This is a genomic window from Stieleria sedimenti (assembly GCF_025060895.1).
GTDB classification, from domain to species: Bacteria; Planctomycetota; Planctomycetia; order Pirellulales; family Pirellulaceae; genus Stieleria; species Stieleria sedimenti.
Genome location: NZ_JANZKV010000087.1, coordinates 79,312 through 104,565 on the forward strand (window position 1 = coordinate 79,312; position 25,254 = coordinate 104,565).

Consider the following 25,254-nt stretch of genomic DNA (forward strand, 5'->3'; position numbering starts at 1 on the left):
CCAGCGGCTCACCATTGTCTCGACAAATCCCATTAAATCGACGGCCCGCGAGCCGTCCGGTCGCGTTTCAAAAACACCCCGTCTCCGATCAAACGCGCCACCCGAAGATCAAGCTACAGCGCAGCACTAGTTCCCGAACGTGCTTTGGATCAGCACCATCATCTCGCCTTGGTTGTCGGTCGGGTCGACGTCGAACATCCGTAAGAACAAGCGTCCGGAAGCATCGGCGACAAAATCGCCGCCGTGTTTGACCACAAACGGCTTGGCTGTTTCCAGTTCGCTGGGTGACGATGCGATCACGCCGATCAGTGTCCCCAGCTTGATTCGGGAATCGCGTGGTCTCATCTTTTCGGGGATCTCAATTCCCTCCGGTCCGGTTTCCAACACCACTCTCCAGGTGCCTTTGACTTCGACATGAACCGGCATGCCTTTGATCAACTGAGCCCCAGAATCCTGCCAGCCTCCGGTCGCCTCGACTTTGATCACCTTGCGATCCTTCATCGATTGCATCTGCAGCATCCGCTTCACGCCCGCGTCGGCTTCGGGGTATTTGGGGACCAGACGCGCCATCGCCTCAAAGACTTCGCGAGCCTTGTCGTATTGTTTCTTACGTTCGTATTCCCCGGCCAGTTTCTCCGCTTTGACGATGAACTCCTTGTGCAGCGAGAGTAATTCAGGGTCGCTGGGGAGATCCGGCTGATTTTTCGCGGCATCCTTGACCGCCTGGTCCATCCGTCGCTGCATCTGCTGTTGTTGCTGCTGGAATCGTTTCAGATTCGTATTTTGGGCGAGGACGGGCTGCCGGCAGTCATTGGCCAGACAAACGGCGAGGACGACGAGGAGGAATGGGAGTCGATTCATGGTGCGGATTAGATTTCCTGACGGCGTCTTGCTGGGGCGGTACACGTTGATTCTAGAACGGGCAAAAAAGGGAATTGTCATTCGAAAACGGGGGGAACTCCCCAAAAACGCAAGAGAGATGCCTAGCCGTTTCGGCAGGATGGGTTGGTCAAAAAATGAGTTGGTCAAAAAATGTTGGGACTGACGGGCAGGCAGCAGGGTGACGACATATTTTGACCAACCCATGTTTTGACCTTCTCTCTTTTCCCCGGCGACAATTTGCAGGTGACAACATCAATGGATGCTCGGACGCAGACGGGTGAGTGGATAGGACAGTATCGTTGAGAAACGGCGAAACTTCGCGGGGAAATGCGACGTTTGTGCGGAGCTGGACGCGCTCTGCAACGGGGCTGCGGGGTGTTGCAGGGCCGGGCGTGCGTTTATAACGTTCGCGTTTCTGGTCTCCCTTCACCGTCTCTCCAGCGAAAAACCCCTCCGATGCCACGCGTTCAACCGTTTCGTGCCGTTCGCCCCACCGCGGAAAAAGCCGCCCAGGTCGCCAGCGTTCCTTACGATGTCGTCAATCGTGACGAAGCGGCAGCGTTGGCCGATGGGAACCCGGATTCGTTCTTGCACGTGGTTCGTCCGGATATTGATCTGCCGCCTGAAACCGATCCGTACGCGGATGAAATCTACGCCAAAGCCGCCGAAAACCTGCGGCGTTTGATCGGCGACGGGGTGCTCGAGCAGGATGCCGAGCCGAGCATTTTTCTGTATCGCCAAATCATGAACGGCAAGAGCCAAGTCGGTGTCGTGTGCTGTTGTCACGTGGAGGACTATGAGAAGAATCTGATCCTCAAGCACGAGTTCACGCGGCCGGCGAAAGAAGATGACCGGACCCGTCATGTGATGACGCTGGGCGCCCACGCCGGCCCGGTCTTTCTGACCTATCGTGATGATTCCGATTTGAACGGGATGGTCGATGCCGCGATCCGAGAAACCCCACTGTATGACTTTACGGCCGACGATGGCGTTCAGCACACCGTTTGGCGCGTCGCAAAAAGCGCCGCCTACGTCGCGTCACTGACCGCGGTGCCGGAATTCTATGTCGCCGACGGGCACCACCGGGCGGCCAGCGCCTGGCGCGCCGGAAAAGCTCGGCGTGAAGCCAATCCCGATCACAACGGAACCGAAGAATACAACTGGTTTTTGACGGTGCTGTTTCCGGCCTCTCAATTGAACATTCTGGCGTACAACCGGATCATCAAGGATCTCAATGGACAAACGCCCGATCAGATTCGCGAACGTTTGAGCGGCGTCGGCCGCCTGGAAGAAACCAGTGATCCGGTTCCAGACCGCGCGGGAACGTTTTGCATTTACCTGGATGGGAAATGGTGGCGGCTGCGGGTTCCGGCCGATTCGATTGATCACCACGATGCGATCAACAGCCTGGATGTCGCGATCTTGGAGCAGCGTGTGATTCGCCCGATCTTCGGAATCGAAGATGTTCGCACCGACCCGCGAATTGACTTTGTCGGCGGAATCCGCGGAACGAAGGAACTGGAGAAACGGGTCGACTCGGGCGAGTGGGCGTTTGCCGTTTCGATGTTCCCGACCTCGATCGAGCAATTGATGGCGGTTTCCGATGCCGGAGAAGTGATGCCGCCCAAGAGCACCTGGTTCGAGCCGAAGTTGCGAAGCGGATTGCTGACGCACCTGTTGGATTGAAAGCACTAGAGTCCGATCCGCGCTAAGAATTCAGACTCGGTCAGGATCTCCAATTCCGCTCGACCGGTCAGATCTTCGACTTGCTGTCGATCGACGTCGGACGATCCGAGCACCACACAGTTGGTCGATGCATCAACGTCGACTTGGTGAACGCCGCCGCTGCGACGGGTCAGGTCAATCGCTTGTTCATTGGTGATGACCTGAAGCCGACCGACGATGACGATCTGTCGGCCACGCAGCGGCTGAATGAATTCCGCCCGGATCGACAGCCGTTGCAAGTCGATGGCGGATTCGGTCGATACCGGTGATCGTGTCGCCGAGTCCGTGTAGGCGGCTTGCGACTCACCAACGATGGCGGCTTCGTCGAAGGGGTTCATCGGAAGCGGCAACAGTTGGCTGCCGCCACGCCGCAGCGTCCGTTTGGGAAGTCCCTTGTCGGTTTTTCGTTTCGCCGCGGACTTGCGCGGGTTGCCTTTTTTGGACGCGTGGCTGACGCCCCAGGGACCCGCTTTGCCACGCTCGATGCGGAGTTTCTGTTCCAAGTCTTCGATCGACTCGGCGGCTCGGGCGATTCCCGCAGCCAGTAAGACCTTGGCGCACGCCCGCGAGTCTTCCAATGCGTCGTGATGTTTGAATTCGACGCCCAGCCAATCCGAGAGCGGCTTGAGGCCGAAGCGGCGGCGGTCGGGCCAGGTTTGACGCGCGATCAGTCGCGTGCAGGAGAACCGCAGATCGGGGATGTCGCAATGGTGCCGCTGCAGGCACCCCAACAAGACGCCGATGTCAAACGGAGCGTTGTGGGCAATCAGGCAATCGTCGGCCAGGAACTCCGCGATCTCGCCCCACAAATCGCCAAAGGTCGGTTCGTGTTGGACGTCTGTCGGGGAGATGCCGTGGATGCGAATGTTGCCCGGTGAAAAAAAGAACGGGTCCGGGCGGATCATCCACATCTTTTCGCGGACCATTTGGCCGTCGCGCACGACGACAGCGGCGAGTTGACAGGCGCTGTCTCGCCGTCGGTTCGCCGTTTCAAAATCGATCGCCGTAAAATTTGCCAGGAACGCCATGGCAAAAGTTTACGGGCCGACGCCACGGTTTCCCAGTGGCGTAAGCTTCCAGCTTGCGAAACGGCAAGCAGGATGCTTGCCCCACTTTTTGGCAAGCAAGATGCGTGCCCTACTAGCCGGCCATGCGGGAGATGCGGTTGCCGGGTTGGGCGATTTCGCTGGCGCTGGGGTGGTACCGGTATTGCATCAGGTAGGCGTCTTCGACGGTGTCGTCGTAGAAGTCGCGGAGCACGCTGATGGCTCGGAATCCGAGATTTTTGAAGAACAGCTGGGCGTCCAAGTTTGTTTCTCGGACTTCCAGCATGATGCGATTGCGACGCTCGTGCGACAGCTTTCCGAACAGCTTGCTGCACATCGAGTTTCCGACGCCTTGGCGGCGTTGGTCGGCGTGGACGGCAAAATTCAGAATGTGCAGTCGGTTCTTGTGCAGTTCGTAGATCATGAAGCCGACGATTTCGTCGTCTTTCTCAGCGACCATGCCGATGCAATTGCGTTGTCGCAGGCAGCGGATGAAGTCCTCTTCGGTCCAAGCAAATTCGAAACAGTTCTGTTCGATTGCGAGGACAGACGGCATGTCGCGACGAATCATCCAGCGGATGTGCACGCAGACCGGAGTTTCTTTGGCTTGTTTCACTTCTGGGCTCCTTTCCAGCGAGACGAAACCCGGCCGGTGTTACCGGTCCGGTAATTCGAAAAATGCGTCAACAAAACCAGCAAATCGTCTCGATCATCGCGTCGTTTGCCGTGTGCGGGGAAAATAGCAAACGACCCGGCCCGAACCAAGACAGATTGTGAGGTCTTTCGAATTGGCGCGTTTAATTCTCTCACTGCATGTGTTCCGGGACGCGTGTGCCCCGCCCCGACTGGACCCGCGTGACGTTGCGGATCAATCATCGAGGGCGCTGCGTCCTTCCCATTCAATTCCATAGATTCAAACGGTTCTGTCGGGGGGACGCTACTAAAAAGACCGCAATCCGGGGAAAATTTTTTTCTAACTCAACTCAGCTTGCCAAAGCCCTAGAGCCGGGTTCTGGATGTAGTAAAATTCGCTGCCATCGACGTCGGTGTGCCAGCCGTCGGTCAAGGTGCCGACGTTGTAGCGGTTCATCAACGCGTTGATGTCACCGGGCGTGTATCCGACCGACGAGATCTCTTGCGAGGACAGCTTTCCTGCCGCGTAGACGACTTCAAAGCGGTTTTCATGGGAACCGTGAACCAGGTGTGCCGCGGCCGACGGATTGGCGGCTAAGTCTTCGTTTTCGGCAACCAACTGCACGATCTCTTTTTTGGTGCGGTAACCGTACTTGCGAATCAGCCGATCAATTTCGCCATCTTCTCCAAACTCTTCCACCGCTGGGCCCAGGATGGTCAGCCGGCCGCCGGTCGCGATCGCCAACCGAGTCCGGTAGATTGCCTTGTTCCCCAACCAAGTGCTTTTGAATTCCGACGGATCCAGGTAGGCGACGACGTGCTGGGGAGGCTTTTCCAGGTGCGTGATGTTGACCTGGTAAGCGAGCTCGGCGGCTTTGAAGAACGTTTCGTGATCATCGCCGATGTACAGTCCTCGCGTGTGCAACGTCCCGTCGCGCATTTGTTGGATCACGGTCAAGGCGTAGACGATCGGCATGCCCTTGCAGAATTCGTCTTGGGCGTAGTTCAGGATTTGCCGCAGCGGCGTGTTCGCCCGTCCCAGTGTTTGTTCGATGCCGTAGACCGCGCTCAAGTAGTGGCTCTCGTTGATCCCCTCCACGCCACCGGTTCCGACAAAGACGTTCTTGTTGTAGTTGGCCATCCCGATGACTTCGTGCGGCACGACTTGGCCGATCGAAAAGATCAGATCATGGCCACCATCGCGGAGCAACTTGTTGACTTGCGCTTTCCACGGTTTGTCATACACCCCTCCCGTGACATCGGAAACATACGATGCCGGTACCGTGCCCAAGGTGACCACGTCATCGCGCCAGCGGTGGGGGCGAAACAGATCCAGCGGCACACCGGGGAACATGTGCGACAGCTGTTCGGGCTTCATCGCGCTATGGGTGCCCAGGGCCGGCATGATGTCGGCGACGCGCCGGCCCAGCATTTCGTGGCACAGCGCCGTGATTTCACCGGCGCGGCTGAACAGTCGTGTGTGGTCGGGCGGCAACAACAACGCTTTGTCGGGCAGTCCGATCTTGGCGAAGGTCTCTTCGAGCGCGCGACGCAAGTCGTCGGACGTGAGTGAAGTCGATTCGCTGCCGGTTTCAAAATAGGTCGTCATGGTCCGTGGTCCGGTGTCATTCTTCCTGGCTGCCGTGGCAATCGCGGGGGATCATCCGCCCGGGGCCGTCGCTGCCGTAATGGATTTGAAGCGCGGATTCAAAATCATCGCGCGTTTTAATTTTGACAAACGCCTGGCGAACCGTTTCGTAGTCCGGGTGCGATTGGCTGTATTTAATGGCGAATTTTCTCATCAACAAGGGGGCTCGCCCCGCGCCATAGGTTTGCTCACAGAGCGTAAAGTGTTCGCGCATCACATCGGCTTGCTGGTGCAACGACGGTGGATCGGGTAGCGGTTGGCCGCCGGCCAACGCGTGGGCCTGTTGAAAAATCCAGGGGTTGCCGATCGCTCCGCGGGCCACGGTAACGCCGTCGATTCCCGTTTGATCGATCATCCGCAGGCAGTCTTCGGCGGAGAACAGATCGCCGCTGCCGAGAATCTGCGTCGACCGGCCGACGTGTGATTTCACTTCGCGTAAAAACTGCCAGCGACTGGGGCCGACATACCGTTGGACGACCGTTCGGCCGTGGACGGTGGCGGCGGACAGTCCGGCGTCCCTGGCACCGTCCAGAATTTCGAAGAACGCATCGCGGGATTGCTGTGTCTCGTCGATGCCGCGACGCATCTTCACCGTGACCGGGATGTGGGGGGGAACGATGTCGCGAGTCCGCTGCAAGATTTCGATCGCGACCTTCGGCTGTGACAGATGAAAACCGCCCCGGCATCGTCCCAAGACCTTTTTCACCGGACAGCCGAAATTGACGTCGATGATGTCGAACCCCGCTTCGACCAATTTCAACGCCCCGAGAGAAAACTGCTCCGGTTCGGCGCCCATCAACTGTCCGCCAACGGGGTGTTCGTCGGGATGAATGTCCAGAAAGTGTTTCGTCTTTTGCCGTTTGCCGAGCGCCAGCAAAAACTGGTCCAGCATCACTTCACAGACGCTGTAGCTGGCGCCGTGTCGTCGCGCGATCACTCGCATGGGCAGGTCGCTGTAACCACTCAATGCCGCTTGCACGACCGGGAAACCGATCCGAACGTTGCCGATCTTCAGGTCACGGTATCGACCGGGGGCCGCTGTGTCGGAGGTGTCCATGGAGTCGGTTGCGACACAACGCGACCGACCGTCGGACGCGACCTGTCGATCGCCGACGTCAACGGTGCCCCCATTCAATTCCCCTAGCGGACCCGTCATGATGTGCTGTGACCTGACCTTGCCATCGAATTATTTTGTCGCATTGTCTCTGTTTTCCCCGTCGCTCAAACCGCCTATCCCATCGACCATGAAGCTCGAAACCGCACCGTTTGGAACCGCCGACGATCAACCGATCACCCGCTACACCCTCATCAATTCGAGCGGTCACCGAGTCAGTGTGATGAATTTCGGCGCCACCCTGCTGGACGTCGAAGTGCCTGATCGCGACGGGAAGCTGGCCAACGTCAATCTGTGTTTTGATTCACTGGATCGCTATGTCGCCGGGCATCCGTATTTCGGCAGCAGTGTCGGTCGGTTCTGCAATCGCATCGGCAACGCGAAGTTCACGATCGATGGCACTGAGTATGCTCTGGTCGTCAATCACGGAAAACACCAACTGCACGGCGGGGTCAAGAATTTTTCCTACCAGGTTTGGACTGCGGAGACGCTGGAGCAGGACGGATCGGTCGGCGTGCGGTTTAGCCTGACCAGCCCCGATGGGGACAACGGCTTTCCCGGCAACGTCGAAGTGACCGCCGAGTACAGCTGGAACGACGCCGACGAGCTGAAAATCGTCTATTCAGCGACGACAGACAAGCCGACGCACGTCAATCTGACCAACCACAGCTATTGGAATCTGGGCGGTGCGGGGACGGGGACCGCCACAGACCATGTGGCGACGATCCAGGCGGATCAGTTCTTGGACGTCGACGAGGACTTGATCCCGACCGGTCAGTTCAACGACGTTCAGGGGACGCCACTCGATTTCCGCACGCCGACGCCGCTGGGCGACCGACTCGACCAGCTTCCCGCGACCAAGGGCTATGACCACTGCTACATTGTGCGTGGCGAGCGCGGCCAGCTACGAAAAGCGGCCTGGGTCGCCGATCCCGATTCGGGGCGGACGTTGGAAATTGAAACGACGCAGCCCGGGATTCAACTCTACACGGCCAATCATCTCGGCGGCGGACCCGAAAACGCGGGCAACGGATCTCACGACGCGTTCTGCCTGGAGACTCAGCACTACCCCGACGCGCCCAACAAGCCGAACTTTCCCAGCACATTGCTACGAGCGGGAGACAAGATTTCTGAAACGACGGTGCATCGTTTCGGCGTCAATTAGTATTCCGTGTCAGCTACATTTTCGGGTAGTGGACGAGGCGACGAGTCCCCCGCAGTCGGCATATTGGCAAGGACTCGTCGCCTCGTCCACTACCGCCTACCCGGGCGATCCATCGAAAAGCACACCCACGGATAGCAGCGCGAACCCACGGATGACGGGGTACAATTAATACGTGGGTTCGCGCTGCCATCCGTGGGCCCAGTCATCGTTCCGCAAGTTACAGCCTGACCTTTTTCCGCTCGCGGGGCAATCGCAAACGCGGGCGACAACAAACACCGCTCACAGTTCTTTCAAACGCACGTTGCGATAGTAGACCTCCAGCGGCGGCCCGCTGTGGACCTGCAGCCCGATCACGCCTTCGCGTTCGATATCGGGATCTTGCTCGGTGTAGTCCACCGTTTGGACGCCGTTCAAAAAGATCTGAATCCGGTCGCCGCGGGCGATGATTTTCAACGTGTTCCACTGGCCGCGTTTCACCGTCTTCATCGCCAACTCAGGCGATTCGGCTAAAAACTTTCGTCGTCGGGATTCATCGTACAACGCCCCCCAGCAGGTCCCGTTGGGCATGAATCCGATGTCGGCCTGATAGCCGATGACTTCGGTGTCATTCGGGATGCGTTTGGTGCGGAATTGAACGCCGGCGTTGTTGCCTTGCCCGACCAGTTTCGCGTCGACGGACAATTCAAAATCGCGATAGGTCTTGTTGGTGCACAAAAACTGGTTGGCGGGTATTTTTTCAGTCGCGCTGCCGGCAACGATCGCACCGTCCTGGACGCGGAACCATTGGGTATCACCGTTCCAGCCGTCGAGGGTTTTTCCGTCGAACAACGGAACCTCATCACCCGGAGCGGTGTCAGCGGCTGACGAAAAGGCGGCGTGGATCAGGCAGGCGGCCAGCACGGCCAGGCACGACAATCCGTACAGCAGGGTTGGACGCGGGAAGTTGGGCATGGCGGGAGGATCCGATGGCGGGGATCGCCGAAAGTCCGGCGGATTGTGAAACGGGCAGCGATCATGATAATAGCCCTCACAGCTCCCGTGCGATGAACAGTCTCGGTTTTTTGCCCCCACCGCAAGCTGGAAGCTTACGCCACGTCTTCATCCCCCTTTCCCCAAACACCGTTACCGATGTCCCAGCTGAACAAATACTCGAGCAAGATCACGCAGCCGAAAAGTCAGGGTGCCTCCCAAGCGATGCTCTACGCGACGGGATTGACCCGCGAAGACATGGACAAGCCCCAGGTCGGGATCGCGAGTGTTTGGTACGAGGGAAACAGCTGCAACATGCACCTGTTGGACCTGGCCGCCGAGGTCAAGCAGGGCGTGGAAGCGGCGGGCATGGTCGGAATGCGATTCAACACCATCGGTGTCAGCGACGGGATCTCGATGGGCACCGATGGGATGAGCTACTCCCTGCAAAGCCGCGATCTGATCGCCGATTCGATCGAAACCATCATGGCCGCCCAGTGGTACGATGGATTGATCGCGCTTCCGGGCTGTGACAAAAACATGCCGGGTTGTTTGATCGCGATGGGACGCTTGAATCGTCCGGCCATCATGGTTTACGGCGGCACGATCAAACCCGGGTTTCGCAACGGAGAAAAATTAGACATCGTCAGCGCGTTCCAGTGTTACGGCCAGTTCATCGCCGGACAGATCAGCGACGACGAGCGTCAAGAGATCGTCGAAAAAAGTTGTCCCGGCGCGGGAGCCTGTGGCGGCATGTACACGGCCAACACGATGGCCACCGCGATCGAAGCGTTGGGCATGTCGCTTCCCTATTCCGCCAGTGCTCCGGCAGAAGATCAACAGAAAAAAGACGAGTGTCGTTTGGCCGGCGAAGCGATCTTGGAATTGTTGAAGAAGGACATCAAGCCGCGTGACATCATGACGCGCGCCGCGTTCGAAAACGCGATGGTCACCGTGATGGCACTCGGCGGCAGCACCAACGCCGTGTTGCATTTGATCGCGATGGCACGCAGCGTCGACGTGCCGCTTTCGATCGATGACTTCCAATCGGTCAGCGATCGGATTCCCTATCTGGCTGACCTGAAACCGAGTGGAAAGTTCGTCCAAGAAGACTTGCATTCGATCGGTGGGACGCCGGCGGTCATGAAGTATTTGCTCGAAAAAGGACTGATGGACGGTTCGTGTCTGACGGTGACCGGCAAGACGCTTGCCGAAAACGTCGAAGGTCTGCCGGGGTTGAAGGAAGGACAAAAGATCGTCAGTACGGTTGAAAAACCGATCAAATCCAGCGGCCACATTCGAATTCTTAAAGGCAGTTTGGCGCCCGAGGGTGCCGTGGCAAAAATCACCGGCAAGGAAGGATTGAAATTCACCGGCCCGGCTCGTTGCTTTGACAGCGAAGAAGCAATGCTGGCGGCGCTGGAGCAGAAACAGATCCAGAAAGGCGACGTCGTCGTCATCCGGTACGAAGGCCCGCAAGGTGGCCCGGGAATGCCGGAGATGTTGACGCCGACCAGTGCGATCATGGGAGCCGGCTTGGGATCCGACGTCGCGATGATCACCGACGGTCGATTCAGCGGCGGGAGCCACGGGTTCATCGTCGGGCACGTCACCCCCGAAGCCCAACTCGGTGGACCGATCGGATTGCTTCAGGACGGTGACCAAATCACCATCGATGCGGAAACCAATTCGCTCGATGTATCGCTGTCGGCCGAGGAAATCGCATCGCGAAAATCGGCTTGGCAAGCCCCGCCGCTGAAGGCGAATCGCGGGACGCTGTACAAGTACATCAAGACCGTCAAATCGGCCAGCGAAGGTTGCGTGACCGACGAGTAGGATGGCGTGATCAGAAAGCGTTACAATGAAGCTTGACGATTCTCCCCCCCCATCCCCTCCTTGCTCAAAATGCGACTTATGAAAATCCGTTGTTTGGCCGCGTTGTTTCTTGGTCTGTTGGTGCTCCCTTGCCAGGCTGACGATTCCGGCGGTGGACAAGCCGTCGATTCCGAATCGCTTTGGATCACTTCGATTACTGCCGCCGGTGACGGAAGTTTTGTCGCCGGCACGGCAACCGGATTGCTGTTGCGGCCTGGATCGGTTGCAAGGTTTCAACCCGACACGCCCGGCCAACTGGATCCGCTTTATGAGCATTCCGCAGCCGTGTGGACGGTGGCAACCACGTCCGATGGCAAGAAGATCGCCAGCGCGGACTACAAGGGAAACTTGGTGGTCTACGATGTCGACTCCAAAACGCCAACGACCCACGAGGGAGCTTTTGAACGATGGTGCCAAAAAATCCTCGTTTCACCCGATGACCAGATGATCGTCGCGGGGAACGAATCGGGGAAACTGTTTGCGTGGAGTCTCGCTGACGCCAAGGTGTCCAAATCAGTTGAACTGAGTCAAGCGTCAATTACGTCCCTGGCGTTCTCTCCCGACAAGTCCCAGTTGGCCGCCACCGACGGTGAGGGGAAAGTCCATTTGCTGAAATGGCCCGAGTTGGAAAGCACCGGCGTCGTGGCGGTGGGTGAAGAAACCGCGTGGTGTGTCGCGTACGAAAGTGATGCGTCGCTGATCGTAGGCTCGGCCGATCGCAATCTGTACCGTGTCGAAGCCAAACCAGATGCGAAACCGGAGTCGATCGCCAAGGGCACGGACTGGATCACCCGAATCGCGGTCTCGGACGCCGGCCAGATCGCCGCGTCCGAAGTCAGTGGCAAAATCCATTTTGCGTCCGGAGGCAGTGTGTCGACGATCGGTGCCGAAAGTGGTGTGTGGGCGCTGTGTTTTCGGGGGGCAGGGCAGTTGCTCGTCGGCACTCGCAAGAACGGCATCGTCACCGCCGGGCAACGTTGGGCGTGGCAACCCGCCGTCGCAAAAACGGCGGAGGCCAAGGAATGACGAGTCCGGATTTGCCGGAACGTATGACGCAATCAGAACCGCCCAAACCGAAAAAAAACTGGGAATACGTCGCCCGGTTCGGCTCCATGCGAATCCTCGGCGTGCTCAGTACACGGGAGAGCTTTCGCTATAACGACCAGGTGGTCGCGCGAACCGATCGCGGGACCGAGATCGCGACGGTGCTCTGCGAAGCGACGCCCAACGCGCTGGATTCCATGAACGAACCCACTGCGGGAAAGATTGTCCGGCGGCTTTCCGAGGACGATCGCAAGCAGTGGGAACACATCCAGGGTCAGACCCGCGATGATTTGGCGATCTGTCAGCGCTGTGTCGACGCGCGGGCGTTGAAAATGGATTTGGTGGACGTCGAGCGGCTGCTCGGCGGAGAACGGATCGTCGTCTACTACGTCGCCGAGGGGCGGGTCGATTTTCGCCAATTGGTCCGCGATCTGGCCGGCGAGTTCCAGACCCGGATCGAAATGCGGCAGATCGGCGTCCGCGACGAGGCCAAGCTGCTGGCCGACTATGGCGATTGCGGCCAACCGCTGTGCTGTGCGACGTTTTTGAGCAAGATGCCGCCGGTGTCGATGAAGATGGCTAAACTGCAACGATCGACCCTGGATCCGACAAAAATTTCCGGGCGATGCGGGAGGCTGAAATGTTGTTTACGCTATGAGTTTGAGACCTACGAGGCACTTGCGGCCGAGCTGCCGCCGATCGGTGCGGAGATTTTGACCCGAGAAGGCAACGCTTCGGTCTTGGCTCACGACATTCTTTCGCAACAATTGATGGTGCGGACGGAGGACAATCGGAGGATACTGTTAGGTGTCGACCAAGTCGTTCGTGTGACCAAGGCTCCGCCGCCAGCCAAACCCCGCCGAAGCGGGCGCAATGGTGGCACCCGAGACGCTTGACGGTTGGTCGAGGATGACGGTGTGATGAATCAGATAAAAACGAATCTAGATAGACCGCGACATGAGCAATGAATTGACCAACTCGCCCCTCCAAGCGATGCGAAAATTGTTGAAGGAGGACGCGCGGTACAAGTACGAGGCCTATCAATTCATCCGAGAAGCCCTGCAGTTTGCCCACGAGCATCTGCCCGAGCTGACCGAAGCCGCAATCTCGGCGGAATCGATGTCCAAGGGACGGCCCAAACACATCACCGGTCAACAGCTCTGCGAAGCCTGTCGTCGATACGCCATCGACCAATACGGTTACCTGGGCCGCATGGTGTTGGGGTCGTGGGGAATCAAATCGACCAGCGACTTCGGTGAAATCGTCTACAATCTGATCCGCATCGAGCAGATGCGAAAGAGCGAGTCGGATCGTCGTGAAGACTTCGACGACGTCTACCCCTTCGATAACGCGTTCGAACCCGAGTTTTCGCTGCCGAAAGTCGTTGACGATCTGGAATGCTAAGAACGCATTCGATCACCACCATGCCATCCATGATCTCACCTGCCCAGCTTTGCCTCATGCGCGTCGCAATCTGCTTCATGCTCGCGGCCACCTTCAGTGGAGTCCTGATGGTTTATCCGGCCTGCGTCGCGCAAGACGCTGCCGTTGAGCAGAGCTCGCCGTCGTCAAACGAGGCGCCTCAAACATCTGACGAGAAACCCAACGAGCAGGCGCGGAAGAGCTATCTGGGACGTGTCGTCGCGCAACCGATGAGCCATCTCGGCGCGTCCTGGTTGGTGCGACCGGAACGCGATGAAGAAGAAAGCGCTTCCGAATCGTTTCAGAAACTCGACCTCAAGCCGGGAATGGTGCTTTGTGATCTCGGCTGCGGCAACGGATATTGGACGCTGCCGATGGCCAGGAAGGTCGGACCGGAAGGAGCCGTCTATGCCGTCGACATCCAGCCGGAAATGTTGCAGAAACTCCGTCAACGCGCCGACCAATTCGGCCTGAAAAACATTCGCCCGGTTTTGGGGACGATCGACAATCCGAAGATACCGGAAAACAAAATCGACTTGCTATTGATGGTCGATGTCTATCACGAGTTCTCGCACCCGCAATCGATGCTTTGGGAGATTCGGCGTTCCTTGACGCCCACCGGAGTCGTCGCGTTGCTGGAGTACCGGAAAGAAGATCCGACGGTTCCGATCAAACTGTTGCACAAAATGTCGAAACGACAGATCATGAAGGAATACCATGCCAACGGGTTCAAGCTGGTGCGTGAATACAACGAATTGCCGTGGCAACACCTGATGTTCTTCGCCCGCGACGACAGCCCGCTCGAAGCGATCCAGCCGGAGCCGACCGAACAAGTGCTCCAACGCATCGGTCCCGCACAAGAGCGTTGATCGCGCTGGTGTCCAGCCTTTAGGCCNNCAAACGATGATCAGCCGTTTGACGCAGGGGCTACGGGCCGCAATGTATCCCACTCGCTAGATCCGACACTTATTTTCCGTTCGAGTCTTAGCGGTATCGGCCAGAGCCCAACGCCAGCTGATTCCCGCTACAACACGTTCGTTTTGATTGCCGATCCGTCGGGGCGGGTCAGTCGGAACTGGAATTGCCAATCTTGTGCCCAGGGTTCCGTTTGGGCGTTCTGCATGACTTTGATCATCACCGTGTTTTCGCCGTCGACCAATTCACAGGCTTCGACATATTGGTCGATGCGGGTTCCCGAGTGATAGACTTCGTTGCTGGAGACCAGTTTTCCGTTGATCCAGACTTTGTTGGCCGTAATGCAGCCGATTCGAATCTGTGCCGGCATCGGCGTTTCTTCGCCGTCGACGGTGAAGGTGGCGAACACATAGGCGGCGGCATCTTTCTCGTTGGACAGCGGTCCGTTCAGATCGACCATGCCCAGGTTGTCGTCGCTTTCAATCTGTTGCCACGTGACGGTTCGCTTCCTCCCTGTTTCCGGTTTCGGTTCGCCGGCTGAATCTCGGGCGATCGGAGACCCCGATTCGAGGTAACGGTTTTCGGGAACGTAGGCCGTGTCGAAGTGTTCGCTGTCGGTGTTGTCGAAGGGGCCGATCAGCCACCAGCGACGCATCATGCCCAGTTCTTCGGCGAGGTCAATGTTGACGTCTAAGTCGGCCAGGAGCTTGGCGGTTTTCTCCAGCTGTTTGGGACTTCGGCCATGGGCGATCACCTGGCGAAAGATCTGTTTGGCCTGATCGGGTTGCGCCGACATCCGCGCCGCGCCCGCCTCGATCATCGATTCGATCTTGAGGTAGCGGATCGGCAGCGAGGGGTCGGTTTCGGCATCGGCTAGCAGATCGGACGTCAGCCCCTGGTCGTGTTGGGTCAACAGTTGGTACGCGACGTAGCGAGCATCGGCGTTCTTGGAGCGATCGGCAAAGAACCCCAGCAAAGCGTCTTTGGGAAAGGGGCCGTTGTCACTGACGTCGGCCGCGATCGCCCGCAGCCAGTTTTTCCCACGTTTGGAGGCGTTGTCAAAACCGTCTAGGACGTCGGTTACCTGAGAGCTGGGCAGCGACTGCAGCTGGTTGGCGGCTGCCGACGCGTCCTGGTCAAGTGCCACCGAGCCGTCGGTCTTGGCAATCGCTTGAAGCGACTGTTCCAAGTCGGGCTGGGCTGAAAAGGCCGTTGGAATGGAGCACATCATCGCCAGCGCGATCCCCGCCAGAGGACTCGCGCCCGCTCGGGGTGCGAACCAACGTGAGAGTGAGCGGCAGCCGGGATGACTGGGAATTAGACGAAGCGTTCGAGTCATGTTCATCGATCAAGTGAGTCCGGTTGGGGCGGGCGAGATTCGCAGCATGATAGCCGAATCGGACACCGCCCGTCGAACACTTCGATCGGGAACGTCGCTTAGAGCAGGTCTTCTTTTTCCAGAATTTCTCGATACTGATCACGTTCTCGGCGGGTCGCTTCGAGGTCGAAGACGAGGTATTTCATGTCCAACCGAAGTTGCGACAGGGCCTCTTGGACGAGGTTCAGGATGCGACGCCGACGGGTGCTGCAATCGATCGCTCGTGAAAGCGCCGGCGCGACAGTGTCTCGGTAGCGTGCGGGAAGGGCGTCGATCGCTGCAGTCAGCTCACGCAATTCTTGAGGAACTTCGTCGCCAACTTGTTTGTTCGATCCGATCGTCGTCTTTTGCATGCGCCAGGGCTCCGGAGAGAGATACGTTGAAGGGTTGCTTTGATTGCCGTCCATTGCACTCGCGATGCCGAATCCAGCCAGCACAGCCAAGGTTTCTGCGTAAGGTGTTTTGCGGCAATGGTTTAGGGTGATCGCAGTTTTTGCGATGTCAAAAGGAAACGGTGAAAAAAAACAACACCGTTTCGGCTTGGCTTGGCACCCTAAATCTTGATACACAAACGTCTTACGTAGTAAGCGACGGGTTGCGACGGGATGTGGAGTTTTCTCTACATCGTCGCGTCAACCGCACACTTTGTTACACGAGTCACCGGCAGGCTATCAGTGGTTGCTCCGATAGCGACGTCCCCGTCGTCCTGCTGATTGTTTGGGCAACGCAGATTTGGGTCAACAATTGAAGTTCAAATACCGAGTGCCGCGTCCGAAAGTGTTGTCAGTCGTTCGGGCTCGGCAAAGCTTGCCGTCGGGCGAACGCTCCGGGATCCCACCGCAGGCCCGCAGGCCGGGTGGTGTGGAGCGCGCAAAGAGCGAAAAAGACGCGTCCGTGCCACCGGTCGGAACGTCCCCGCAGCCGTCCCCCGCTGCGATCTTGATGGCTGTACTTGTCTCCGTTTTCGGTGTCTTGGACGGCTCGCCCGCGCGAGCCGATCTGTTTGATTCGCTGGATGCCTATCCGCCCCGTTGGCACCTGGACACTTCCGATTGCGACGCGCGTGTGATCGATCACAAGAACGTCGCCGGTGGCGGGGTTGATGGTGGCGGTTGCGAGTCGTTGACGTTTCAAGCCGGCGTCGGCAGTGAGTCGATTTTGATCTATCCGATCGAACCGGTCCGCGCGTTCAATGATCTGGTGGCCAACGTTTCGATCATGAGCGCCCGCCAGGGCGCACGGGTCGGCTTCCGCGTCCGGTTTCCGTTCGTCCGAGATCCACAGACCCGACGCCCCGTCGCGGCGATCATTTATGGTGCGACCTATGAGCACCCCGGCAAATTTCAATCGCTTGGGATCGGCAATGTGGAACGCGAGCTGCGAATCAAGATGGCAAAGCTGCGCTCCGTCCACGGAAGTGATGCGAACGTCAAGAATCCTTACATCGATGCGATTGCGATCAACGCCTACAGCGGTCCCGGGACGACGACGTTGCGGATCGACCAGGTGTCCGTTCGCGGAATGATCCCGGTGGGGGATCATGGCCGCGTCGAGATGGTTCCGCCGAGTCGTGAAACGGAAACCGTTGACGCCCCTGTCGAAATCGATTCGCTTCAAGCGCCGCGATTGTTGCAGATGCGACGCCCAGCCGCTCAGCCAGAACGCTCCGGTCAACGCGTCATCGTGTCGGCGTTTCCACAAAACAATGTGATTCGTATCCTGGAACATCGTGGGGAACCACTCGACTGGGTTCGCTCGTTGGGCTTCGATGCGGTCTTGTTGTCGCGTCCTCCGACCGCGGATTTGTTGCGTGACGCGATCCAGTCGCAATTGCTCGTTTATGCACCGCCACCGGTGGCCCCCGATCCTGCGATCGCCGCGCTGCTCGATCCCGTGATGGCTTGGTACCTCGGCGGCGGCGTCGCGTTGGATAACTCTCGTGTTTCCCAAACCGATCAAACCGTTCGGCGTCTGCGACTGTTCCCCGAGACCTGGCAACGCCCGATCGTGATCGCGCCGGTTGAACGTTGGGCGGGATATGCGTCCATCGCCGATGCGATCGTTTCCGATGCAGCGCTCCGCAGTCGGGGACTGTTGGCTGCGGAACAGACGCTGCTGTACCAGGATCGTCGCGCCCGAATCGGCAGTGGCACCGAAGTGGCTGTTGCGATCGAATCGTCGCCGCCGAAAAAGTTGGCGGAGATGAATCGATCGATCAGTGCTGCGATCGGGGCGCCACCGGGAGGAAACTTTCGCTGGCATTCGATGTTCACCCAAGTTGTTCAATCGCTCGAACAATCACCGCGCGCGATCGTGTTTCGGTCACACGAGTCGCTCGTCTCCGGGTCGGTGTTCGCCCACCAGCGGTCGATGGCGCTCAGCTATGTCAATCGATTTGTGGCCATGATGGGGCCGTGGATCGCCTCGTCACGGCCGGCTGCGCCCTATCGGATTCGCGGCGCCGCCTATCGCTGTGGCCGATTGGATGCCGACGGAGACCAGTTCTTGCTGTTGACGTCAGACCAGTCGGTTCGCGATCAGGTCCTAGCGGGCGACGGGCGGGCCGTCGAGATCTTGTTGCCGCCGGAGATGGTGCATCGCACCGCGTGGCGTTTGACCAATTTTTCGGCCCAGCGGATCGACATCGCCCCGACGCCAACCGGTGCCCGGGTCGAGATCGTTTCACCGGATGTCGCGGAAGTCATCGTGATCAGTGCCGATTCGTCTCTGGGTGCCCGGCTTGACCAATCCGCGCGACGCTTTGCCGCCAGGGCGGCTTCGGATCGGTGGCAGTTGTGCGGCGATCAGGTCCGTCAGATTCGTCAAGACTGGGATCATGCCGTCAGTTCCGGCGCGACCGAGGCGATCATGCCGGTCGACCTGCTTACCGCGGCGCGCCGGACGCTCGATGACGCCGAGGCTGTTTTTCGTGCCGGCGACGCCGAAGCCACCTTGCGACTCTCTCGCCGCGCCGATGCCTGGTCGGTTCGATCCAGTCTGCAGCTTTCCCAGGCGCTGCTGTCGGGAACCCTGCCATCGTTCTCACCGCGGCACGTCAGCAGCCCGCCGATCGATGAAGGACGTCCGACTCTACAAACGGCGTGGCAGCCCCTGATGCGCGACGAGGGTTGGAGCGAGAACTTGATCGCCACGGGCGGCCTGGACCGGCCCGATGTCTTGTCGTCCGGTGGTTGGACGTTTGGGCAGCGAAAACTGGTTCGGGCGCAGTCCGACGCCCGCTGGATGTCCCGCGGATTCTTCAGCGGCCAAGGCGCGATCACTCTGTCCGCCGCCGCGACGGCCGGTGAGTCACTCGGCGGCGGCTATGAAGGGACGATCGCGATTCTCTCCAGCCCCACGGTCAGGATTCAGCCCAACCAGGCCGTTCGTGTCGATGCGATGATTCGCACGATCGGGTTCGGTGCGCCGCACCAGGGGATTTTAGTCTATGACGATTTAGGCGGCCAAGAGATGGGGATCTTAGTTCGCGGCGCCACCGACTGGACTCCGATTCGTCTGTATCGGCAAAGCACCGGAGAGACGGAGGTGCGCGTGATGTTTGAAGTGATCGGCGATGGAGAAGCCGTGGTCGACGAAGTGGGAATTCGCGTCTGGGATCCCGCCCCGTTGCCCGCACTTCCCTTGCGGAGTATCACTCCCTAGCTCCGGCACGTTCGCATTTTGTTTACGCTGTTGGCTATCACTCCTACCCACGCAAGATACAAATCCCGAGCCGTCACGCATGCCAACGACCATCAATGGAATTGGGACCCAGTACTACGGTCGAAAAAACCCGCGGGTTTATGGCGGTATCTGTGAATCATGCCAGCGACATGTGACGCTGACCGACTACGAGACCGGTTACTACGTCGTGGTGCTGTTCATCCCAGTCATCCCGCTGGGAAAGAAACAGATCATCGGGGAATGTTCGGCCTGTCGGCGGCACCGTGTGATGCCGCTCAAAGAATGGGAGCGGATCAGAGAAGAGAACTTGGAGAACGGGTTGGCGAGCTTGGCGGAGAACATGGACGACCCGTCGAAGGCGCTCGAGTTGCTGCAGAGCATGACGGTCTTCAATCAGCTTGACGAAGCGATGGAGCTTGCGGCGGCTACCGCCAAGCAGCATGCCAAGGACTTCGACACCCTGATCGACATCGGGTCTTGGTACGAACGTCAAGGACAGACCGAGTTGTCCAATCGTTGTTTCGACCAGGCGATCGCGTTGGACCCCGCGCATCCGACCAGCAAACGGATCCAAGGCGTCGACGCACTTCAGTCGGGCAACCCGAACGAGGCCGCGAAGTACTTTGAGCCACTGCGCAAGTCGGCCGACTTCTACGACCCATCACTGTTCTACATGTTGGCCAACGCCTACCAAGCCAAGGAAATGCACGAAGAGGCGCTGGAAGAGTTCAAGGATCTGTTGGCTCGAATCCCCGAGTTCGGCAACGACAAGGAATTCCGCAAAGCCGTCAAAAAATCTGAAAAGGCGGTCGGAAGCCCCACATCCATCCTGCCCAAGAAAGGGCTGTTCGGTTGATCCCGCTGTAAACATCAGTGAGACAGAAGTACCCGTTCGCCAATCAACCGATGGGCTCGGTTGGGCAATGGGCCGGGCAGTTGGCCCTGAATTTCGGGCCAACGGCCCATGGGTCTACCTAGCCCAGTCCGAAGGGCTGGGTTATGGAAAAAACACTCGCGATGAGGGCCGAAGGTCCGGTCGGTTGCATCCTCGCGGCGAACAAATGGCCGGGCCGTTGGCCCTGCGTGGACATGGATGTCCGAATTACCCAGCCCGTTGGGCTGGGCTAGGCAATGGACCGGGCCGTTGGCCCTGGATTTCGGGCCAACGGCCCATGGGTTTACCTAGCCCAGTCCGAAGGGCTGGGTAACGGGAAAAAACACGCGCGATGAGGGCCGAAGGTCCGGTCCGTTGCATCTGGAAGCTTACGCCTCGGGGAAGACGGTATTTTGCCGGGGCGGGTATGACGAACGAGTTGTTCGTACTCGGTTTTGGGGCAATGCCCGTGGGATCGATGTCGCTCTGCGGTCACCCATTGTCGTGCGTTGCGGCTGCTATAATTGACATCCCTGGTTCCCCCCCTCCCTCGCATTTTTCGTCAGCGATCACCATTGTCATGTCAAACCGAAGAACTCTTTTGAAAGCTGCCGGCCTTGCCGCGGTTTCTCATGTTGCCCTGGGGACCGCCATGCGTCCCGTCCCGGCCAGTGCCGCCGCCAGTGAACGCATCCGTTTAGGCGTGATCGGGATCGGGCCGCGCTGCCGTTATGTGTTGGGAGGGATGCTCAAGCATGCGGACGTGGAGTGCGTGACCATCGCCGATGTCCAAGCCTCGCGCCGTGAGCAAGGCAAACAGTTGGTCGATCAGCAGTACGGCGACACGAACTGCGAAACCGTGATTGACTTTCGCAGGGTACTCGACCGCAAGGACATCGATGCGGTCCTGATTGCGACCGGCGATCGATGGCACGCGACCGCGTCGATGTTGGCCGCCGAAGCCGGCAAAGATGTTTACAGTGAAAAGCCGTGTGGGATCACAATCGATTTGTGCCGCCGGCTCTCGGACACCATTGCCCGAACCGGACGCGTCTTTCAAGCCGGGACGCAACGGCGCACGGTCGCGAACTTTGCCCAGGCCGTCGAGCTGGCTCAGACGGGAAAACTCGGCAAGCTTCAGAAGCTGCACGCCACGGTTTACATTCCCGAGATCAACACGACCTGGTTGCCGGGACAACCGACGCCGGATCCCAAGGTCTGCGACTGGAACATGTGGCTCGGCCCGGCAGCGTGGCGACCCTTTCATCAAGACTACGTCAACGGCCGTTGGCGGGGTTACGTTGATTTTGATTCGGGTGCACGGTTGCTCGATTGGGGCGCCCATACCGTGGACCTGTGTCAGTGGGCCAACCAATCCGATGACACGATTCCCGTGGAGTACTCGCCGGATGAAACAGGCATCACGGCGCGCTACGAAAACGGTGTGGAACTGAGAATCCATTTCCTGGAAACGCCGTTCGGTGAGCGTCCCGGCTGGGTGCAATCGTTGGGCACCTGTCCGGTTCGTTTCGAAGGCACCGAGGGGTCGGTCGAAGTCGGCGATAGCGGCGGCATCGTGATCAAGCCCGAATCGATCGGCAGAGGGTTGCCGCAATTGCCGAAGAAGGAGTCCGGTTTGGACGTGGAGGCTCATTCGAGGAATTTCTTGGACTGCATCAAGTCTCGTCAGTTGCCCAACGCAAACCATATCGTCATGCGTCGATCGCACACCGCATCCCACGCCGCCGCGTTGTCCTGGTTGCTGCAGCGGAAGCTACGGATGGATCCGTCGACGGAGACGTTCGTCGGCGATGACGAGGCAAACCGATTGCGGTTCCGCCCCGAGCGAGATTGGGCGTAGGTTGGCGGGTCGCTTAGCTTTTTGAACGGTGAATTTGGACTTGCAATTTGCCGTTCGACCCTCCCCTCGCTTTGCTCGACCCTCCCTGCCAGGGAGAGTGGCTCTCGAGTCTAAAATCTGCTCGAAAGATTTAGGCCAATACCGCTAAGAGAAGCNNAGCTTAACTTAGCGGGATTGAGCTTTAGGCGGTGGGAGGACATCCTGCAGAAGAGCTTGGAATGCTTTAAACTGCCCCGGGCAAGGCTCGCGACTGCTCGCGGTTGACCTGACACTCCGAATCCTCACGAATCACTCAATGCCTTTCAGGTTCAAAATGCTCCGCTCTCGATTTTCGATCTGTTGTGTCGCCGCCGTCGCACTCGCGTTGACTTCTTGCCGCGTCGATGCCGACGATTGGCTCGGGTTTCGCGGCGACGGTCGCTCGTTTGCGCCCGAAGCGAGAACCCCCGCCGAATTTGATGCCGAGTCCGGCAAGAACGTTGCGTGGCGGGTGGCGACGACGGGGCGTGGAATTGGCGGCCCGTTGGTCATCGGGGATCAAGTGATCGTGACCGGATGCGGCGGAGAAGACGAACGGGATCTGTATGTCGAATCTTATTCGGTCGCCGATGGAACAATGCAGTGGTCACGGCCCATGCGTGCGACCGGCCGACCGTTCACGCACCCGACCAGCTCCAATGCGTCCCCCACGCCGGCGAGCGACGGCGAGCGTATCTTTGCATTGTTCAGCAGCTGCGACCTGGTCTGCTATGATCTCGCCGGGCACTTGGTGTGGTATCGAGCATTGGCAATCGACCGTCCCAAGACGGGCAACGACATCAGCATGAGCAGTTCACCGGTCGTCGTCGACGGTGTGGTCGTGGTGCAGCTTGAAAACCAAGGCGACTCGTTTGCGGCGGGGATCGATGCGGAGTCCGGCGAGATCTTGTGGACCAACGCGCGAAACGCGTCGTCCAACTGGTCGTCCCCGCAACCGGTTCAAACCGACGATGGCCTTTCGGCCGTCGCGATGCACAACGGCCGGGGAGTGGAATTGGTGGATGTCAAAACCGGCAAAGTGCTCAAACGATTTGACGTCTCCGGCGATGGAACCGCGTCGAGTACGTTTGCCTCGCCCTACATCATCGTTCCCGGACAATCCACCACGGCGATCCGATTGAGTGCGGCGGAGACGGTGGGTGAAGATGCCGTGGCGACGATCCAGTGGCAGAGTAACAAGCTTCGCCCGCAACGCTGCAGTCCGGTCGCATCGAACGATCGAATCTACATGGGACGCGGGAGCACCTTGATGGCCGGTTCGATCAGCGACGGATCGATCCTCTGGCAGGCCCGGCTCGGTAAGTTGAGTAACGTTTGGGCCACTCCGGTGATGACAGCGACGGGAATCTACATCGTCGGTTCGGACGGAAAGGTCATCGTCGTGGAGGATCAAGGCGACAAGGGCGAAGTGATCGGGGAATCGGAGCTGGGCGAGTCGGTGTTGGCCAGCCCGGCCGTCAGCGGCAACGCCCTGTACTTTCGCGGCGAACGCGCATTGATCAAGGTCGCGGACTGAAATTCACTCCGCGCTGTCAGCTGACCCCATGCTCCTATGTTGCCTTGTTTGCCAAAAAGGTGTCGGACACCTTTTTGGCTAGGCGGTCATGGATTTGCGATAGTACTTTCGTCCGGCTTGGTCGGGCGCGAAGGTGCGATCGAGTTCGGCGGGATTTTTTTTGAACCAGGATGCGACCGTGCCGAGCGTGTACGGGAACGGGCCGTGGCCGCGGTCGGCGGCGCTTTCCAGGGTGGCTTTCCAGCTGTTGACGATCGGCTTGATCGCTTGATAACCGTCTCGACCGATCGGTGTGGCTGCGACGGCGCTGACTTCGCCGCAGTGAATCAGGTACCAGGTGTGGCATCCGTCATAACCCGGGACCGCGTAGACAAAGCTGAATTTGCGGCGTGCGTTGGCCAATAGGGTCAGTTTGCGGTGCACGTAGCGAAGCGATTTGAGCGTCTGGTACGCCCTGCCGGCGAGTTCGTATTGTCGATTGGCCGAAGCGGATTCCATCTGATCCTGGAGCGCAATCAACGGTTCATCATTGAATCCATCCAGAAAGCTTTCCGCCGCGTTGACTTGGCTGGCGTATTCGCTGCGTGTGCAAGCGGCCGCACAAGGACCCAGGCAGGTGTTCAATTCCAACCGCAGACAGCCGGGGCGATGATCGATTTGGAACAGTGAAAGCTGTTCGGCAAACTCGAAGGTTTGTTGTTGGCTGCAATCTCGCAACCGAAACACTTTGTTGAGTGCGTCGACGGCGTTGGCCATCCGTTTGGCACCGAAGAATGGTCCCTGCAGTGCGATGTAGTCTTTGGGGATTTTGGGCGAAAGGAAGAACTGGGGTGCCGGCGCACGTCCCAGGCACAGGTAGACCGGCCGTTGACGTTTGGGAACGCCTTGGACGTTCCATCGCGGCGTGAATTGGCGAATGAGCTGTTGTTCGCGCAGCAAGGCCGCAAACTCACTCGGTTGCGTCTCCCACTGAATCGCTCGGGTGTTTTCGATGATCCGTCCGCCTTTCTCGTCTTCATTGGCATCGCTGAAATAGCTGAGCAGCCGATTTCGCAGCGACTTGCTCTTGCCGACGTAGATCAGATTCCCGGAACGATCGAGCATGCCGTAAACACCCGGCACCCTGGGGCAGGATTGGCGGATTTGGCGTTTCAGCTTTTCTTTGGTCGTGGCCCCGACGGCTTCGACCGGACGAGCAACGCGCGGATTGAAGGGATCGACCCCGAATCCAAATTCGTCGTGATTTGGCGATAGCACGTCCACTTGGAACCCTTCCCTGAGATTTCTTCACCCGCGATCAATCCCGTCAGTATGACCGATGAAGGGGCCAGTTGAAAATCGCAGTTTCCAGCACAGGGTTTGGGGGCGATTTGCTGGCAAATGGTTGGGTGGCGGGATCACAGGCCGGTCGCTGACGCGTCCCGCTGGGATGACATCTCAGCACGTGGCGTGAGCCCAATGCCA

The 25,254-nt window shown here is 58.8% G+C and carries 20 protein-coding genes; 11 read left to right on the top strand and 9 right to left on the bottom strand.

Going from position 1 to position 25,254, the window contains the following annotated elements; translation table 11 throughout:
• Positions 1-126 precede the first annotated feature (126 nt).
• Complete coding sequence (locus NZK35_RS12840; protein ID WP_259632935.1) at positions 127-861, bottom strand: hypothetical protein; 735 nt, start codon at positions 859-861, stop codon at positions 127-129.
• A gap of 477 nt (positions 862-1,338) precedes the next feature.
• Between NZK35_RS12840 and NZK35_RS12845 the strand changes: the two genes are divergently transcribed.
• Positions 1,339-2,568 (top strand): DUF1015 domain-containing protein, encoded by a 1,230-nt coding sequence (locus tag NZK35_RS12845; RefSeq protein WP_259632936.1) that lies wholly within the window; start codon positions 1,339-1,341, stop codon positions 2,566-2,568.
• Positions 2,569-2,573: 5 nt separating this feature from the next.
• On the opposite strand, the gene NZK35_RS12850 is transcribed toward NZK35_RS12845, so the two are convergent.
• From NZK35_RS12850 to NZK35_RS12865, 4 genes are all read right to left on the bottom strand, one after another.
• Positions 2,574-3,635 (bottom strand): exonuclease domain-containing protein, encoded by a 1,062-nt coding sequence (locus tag NZK35_RS12850; RefSeq protein ID WP_259632937.1) that lies wholly within the window; start codon positions 3,633-3,635, stop codon positions 2,574-2,576.
• Between the two features lie 112 nt (positions 3,636-3,747).
• Positions 3,748-4,224 (bottom strand): ribosomal protein S18-alanine N-acetyltransferase, encoded by a 477-nt coding sequence (gene rimI, locus NZK35_RS12855; protein ID WP_261364684.1) that lies wholly within the window; start codon positions 4,222-4,224, stop codon positions 3,748-3,750.
• Between the two features lie 402 nt (positions 4,225-4,626).
• The gene (locus NZK35_RS12860) at positions 4,627-5,895 is read right to left on the bottom strand and encodes a nickel-dependent lactate racemase family protein (protein ID WP_259632939.1); all 1,269 of its coding nucleotides are present in this window, start codon (positions 5,893-5,895) and stop codon (positions 4,627-4,629) included.
• A 16-nt stretch (positions 5,896-5,911) separates the two neighbouring features.
• Positions 5,912-6,991: a tRNA dihydrouridine synthase gene (locus NZK35_RS12865; protein WP_259632960.1), complete on the bottom strand. Its 1,080-nt coding sequence runs from the start codon at positions 6,989-6,991 to the stop codon at positions 5,912-5,914.
• 187 nt (positions 6,992-7,178) lie between these two features.
• On the opposite strand from NZK35_RS12865, the gene NZK35_RS12870 reads away from it, so the two are divergent.
• Positions 7,179-8,213, top strand: coding sequence for an aldose epimerase family protein (locus tag NZK35_RS12870; protein ID WP_259632940.1), 1,035 nt, complete (start codon positions 7,179-7,181; stop codon positions 8,211-8,213).
• A 279-nt stretch (positions 8,214-8,492) separates the two neighbouring features.
• Here NZK35_RS12870 and NZK35_RS12875 read toward each other — a convergent pair whose 3' ends face one another.
• Positions 8,493-9,164: a 3-keto-disaccharide hydrolase gene (locus NZK35_RS12875; RefSeq protein ID WP_259632941.1), complete on the bottom strand. Its 672-nt coding sequence runs from the start codon at positions 9,162-9,164 to the stop codon at positions 8,493-8,495.
• Between the two features lie 177 nt (positions 9,165-9,341).
• Between NZK35_RS12875 and ilvD the strand changes: the two genes are divergently transcribed.
• The 5 genes from ilvD to NZK35_RS12900 all read left to right on the top strand — a co-directional run bounded on the left by ilvD (position 9,342) and on the right by NZK35_RS12900 (position 14,392).
• A complete protein-coding gene (gene ilvD, locus NZK35_RS12880) occupies positions 9,342-11,018 on the top strand; it encodes a dihydroxy-acid dehydratase (RefSeq protein WP_259632942.1) in 1,677 nt (558 codons plus the stop codon).
• A gap of 69 nt (positions 11,019-11,087) precedes the next feature.
• Positions 11,088-12,083, top strand: coding sequence for a WD40 repeat domain-containing protein (locus NZK35_RS12885; protein WP_259632943.1), 996 nt, complete (start codon positions 11,088-11,090; stop codon positions 12,081-12,083).
• A 23-nt stretch (positions 12,084-12,106) separates the two neighbouring features.
• A complete protein-coding gene (locus NZK35_RS12890; protein WP_259632944.1) occupies positions 12,107-12,997 on the top strand; it encodes a PSP1 domain-containing protein in 891 nt (296 codons plus the stop codon).
• Between the two features lie 61 nt (positions 12,998-13,058).
• Complete coding sequence (locus NZK35_RS12895) at positions 13,059-13,505, top strand: Minf_1886 family protein (RefSeq protein WP_259632945.1); 447 nt, start codon at positions 13,059-13,061, stop codon at positions 13,503-13,505.
• 107 nt (positions 13,506-13,612) lie between these two features.
• Positions 13,613-14,392, top strand: a complete 780-nt coding sequence (locus NZK35_RS12900) for a class I SAM-dependent methyltransferase (protein WP_407699788.1) — start codon at positions 13,613-13,615, stop codon at positions 14,390-14,392.
• Between the two features lie 155 nt (positions 14,393-14,547).
• On the opposite strand, the gene NZK35_RS12905 is transcribed toward NZK35_RS12900, so the two are convergent.
• Complete coding sequence (locus NZK35_RS12905; RefSeq protein WP_259632947.1) at positions 14,548-15,783, bottom strand: hypothetical protein; 1,236 nt, start codon at positions 15,781-15,783, stop codon at positions 14,548-14,550.
• 92 nt (positions 15,784-15,875) lie between these two features.
• Positions 15,876-16,169 carry a transcriptional regulator gene (locus NZK35_RS12910; protein ID WP_095739454.1) on the bottom strand — a complete coding sequence of 98 codons (294 nt, stop codon included), beginning with the start codon at positions 16,167-16,169 and terminating at the stop codon, positions 15,876-15,878.
• A 589-nt stretch (positions 16,170-16,758) separates the two neighbouring features.
• Between NZK35_RS12910 and NZK35_RS12915 the strand changes: the two genes are divergently transcribed.
• From NZK35_RS12915 to NZK35_RS12930, 4 genes are all read left to right on the top strand, one after another.
• Positions 16,759-19,479, top strand: a complete 2,721-nt coding sequence (locus tag NZK35_RS12915; RefSeq protein ID WP_259632948.1) for a hypothetical protein — start codon at positions 16,759-16,761, stop codon at positions 19,477-19,479.
• A 79-nt stretch (positions 19,480-19,558) separates the two neighbouring features.
• Positions 19,559-20,356: a tetratricopeptide repeat protein gene (locus NZK35_RS12920; protein WP_259632949.1), complete on the top strand. Its 798-nt coding sequence runs from the start codon at positions 19,559-19,561 to the stop codon at positions 20,354-20,356.
• Between the two features lie 619 nt (positions 20,357-20,975).
• Positions 20,976-22,235: a Gfo/Idh/MocA family protein gene (locus tag NZK35_RS12925; RefSeq protein WP_259632950.1), complete on the top strand. Its 1,260-nt coding sequence runs from the start codon at positions 20,976-20,978 to the stop codon at positions 22,233-22,235.
• 295 nt (positions 22,236-22,530) lie between these two features.
• Positions 22,531-23,790, top strand: coding sequence for an outer membrane protein assembly factor BamB family protein (locus NZK35_RS12930; RefSeq protein WP_259632951.1), 1,260 nt, complete (start codon positions 22,531-22,533; stop codon positions 23,788-23,790).
• A gap of 78 nt (positions 23,791-23,868) precedes the next feature.
• On the opposite strand, the gene NZK35_RS12935 is transcribed toward NZK35_RS12930, so the two are convergent.
• Positions 23,869-25,053, bottom strand: coding sequence for a GIY-YIG nuclease family protein (locus NZK35_RS12935; protein ID WP_259632952.1), 1,185 nt, complete (start codon positions 25,051-25,053; stop codon positions 23,869-23,871).
• Between the last annotated feature and the right edge of the window lie 201 nt (positions 25,054-25,254).

Excerpts from the sequence above, each read along its gene's own strand:
- NZK35_RS12890 (WP_259632944.1), top strand. The coding sequence starts at position 12,107 with ATGACGCAATCAGAACCGCCCAAACCGAAAAAAAACTGGGAATACGTC.
- NZK35_RS12915 (WP_259632948.1), top strand. The coding sequence starts at position 16,759 with ATGGCTGTACTTGTCTCCGTTTTCGGTGTCTTGGACGGCTCGCCCGCG.
- NZK35_RS12905 (WP_259632947.1), bottom strand. The coding sequence starts at position 15,783 with ATGAACATGACTCGAACGCTTCGTCTAATTCCCAGTCATCCCGGCTGC.
- NZK35_RS12840 (WP_259632935.1), bottom strand. The coding sequence starts at position 861 with ATGAATCGACTCCCATTCCTCCTCGTCGTCCTCGCCGTTTGTCTGGCC.
- NZK35_RS12860 (WP_259632939.1), bottom strand. The coding sequence starts at position 5,895 with ATGACGACCTATTTTGAAACCGGCAGCGAATCGACTTCACTCACGTCC.
- NZK35_RS12875 (WP_259632941.1), bottom strand. The coding sequence starts at position 9,164 with ATGCCCAACTTCCCGCGTCCAACCCTGCTGTACGGATTGTCGTGCCTG.
- rimI (WP_261364684.1), bottom strand. The coding sequence starts at position 4,224 with ATGATTCGTCGCGACATGCCGTCTGTCCTCGCAATCGAACAGAACTGT.
- NZK35_RS12870 (WP_259632940.1), top strand. The coding sequence starts at position 7,179 with ATGAAGCTCGAAACCGCACCGTTTGGAACCGCCGACGATCAACCGATC.
- NZK35_RS12910 (WP_095739454.1), bottom strand. The coding sequence starts at position 16,169 with ATGCAAAAGACGACGATCGGATCGAACAAACAAGTTGGCGACGAAGTT.
- ilvD (WP_259632942.1), top strand. The coding sequence starts at position 9,342 with ATGTCCCAGCTGAACAAATACTCGAGCAAGATCACGCAGCCGAAAAGT.
- NZK35_RS12865 (WP_259632960.1), bottom strand. The coding sequence starts at position 6,991 with ATGGACACCTCCGACACAGCGGCCCCCGGTCGATACCGTGACCTGAAG.
- NZK35_RS12930 (WP_259632951.1), top strand. The coding sequence starts at position 22,531 with ATGCCTTTCAGGTTCAAAATGCTCCGCTCTCGATTTTCGATCTGTTGT.
- NZK35_RS12920 (WP_259632949.1), top strand. The coding sequence starts at position 19,559 with ATGCCAACGACCATCAATGGAATTGGGACCCAGTACTACGGTCGAAAA.
- NZK35_RS12845 (WP_259632936.1), top strand. The coding sequence starts at position 1,339 with ATGCCACGCGTTCAACCGTTTCGTGCCGTTCGCCCCACCGCGGAAAAA.
- NZK35_RS12900 (WP_407699788.1), top strand. The coding sequence starts at position 13,613 with ATGGTTTATCCGGCCTGCGTCGCGCAAGACGCTGCCGTTGAGCAGAGC.
- NZK35_RS12895 (WP_259632945.1), top strand. The coding sequence starts at position 13,059 with ATGAGCAATGAATTGACCAACTCGCCCCTCCAAGCGATGCGAAAATTG.
- NZK35_RS12885 (WP_259632943.1), top strand. The coding sequence starts at position 11,088 with ATGCGACTTATGAAAATCCGTTGTTTGGCCGCGTTGTTTCTTGGTCTG.
- NZK35_RS12850 (WP_259632937.1), bottom strand. The coding sequence starts at position 3,635 with ATGGCGTTCCTGGCAAATTTTACGGCGATCGATTTTGAAACGGCGAAC.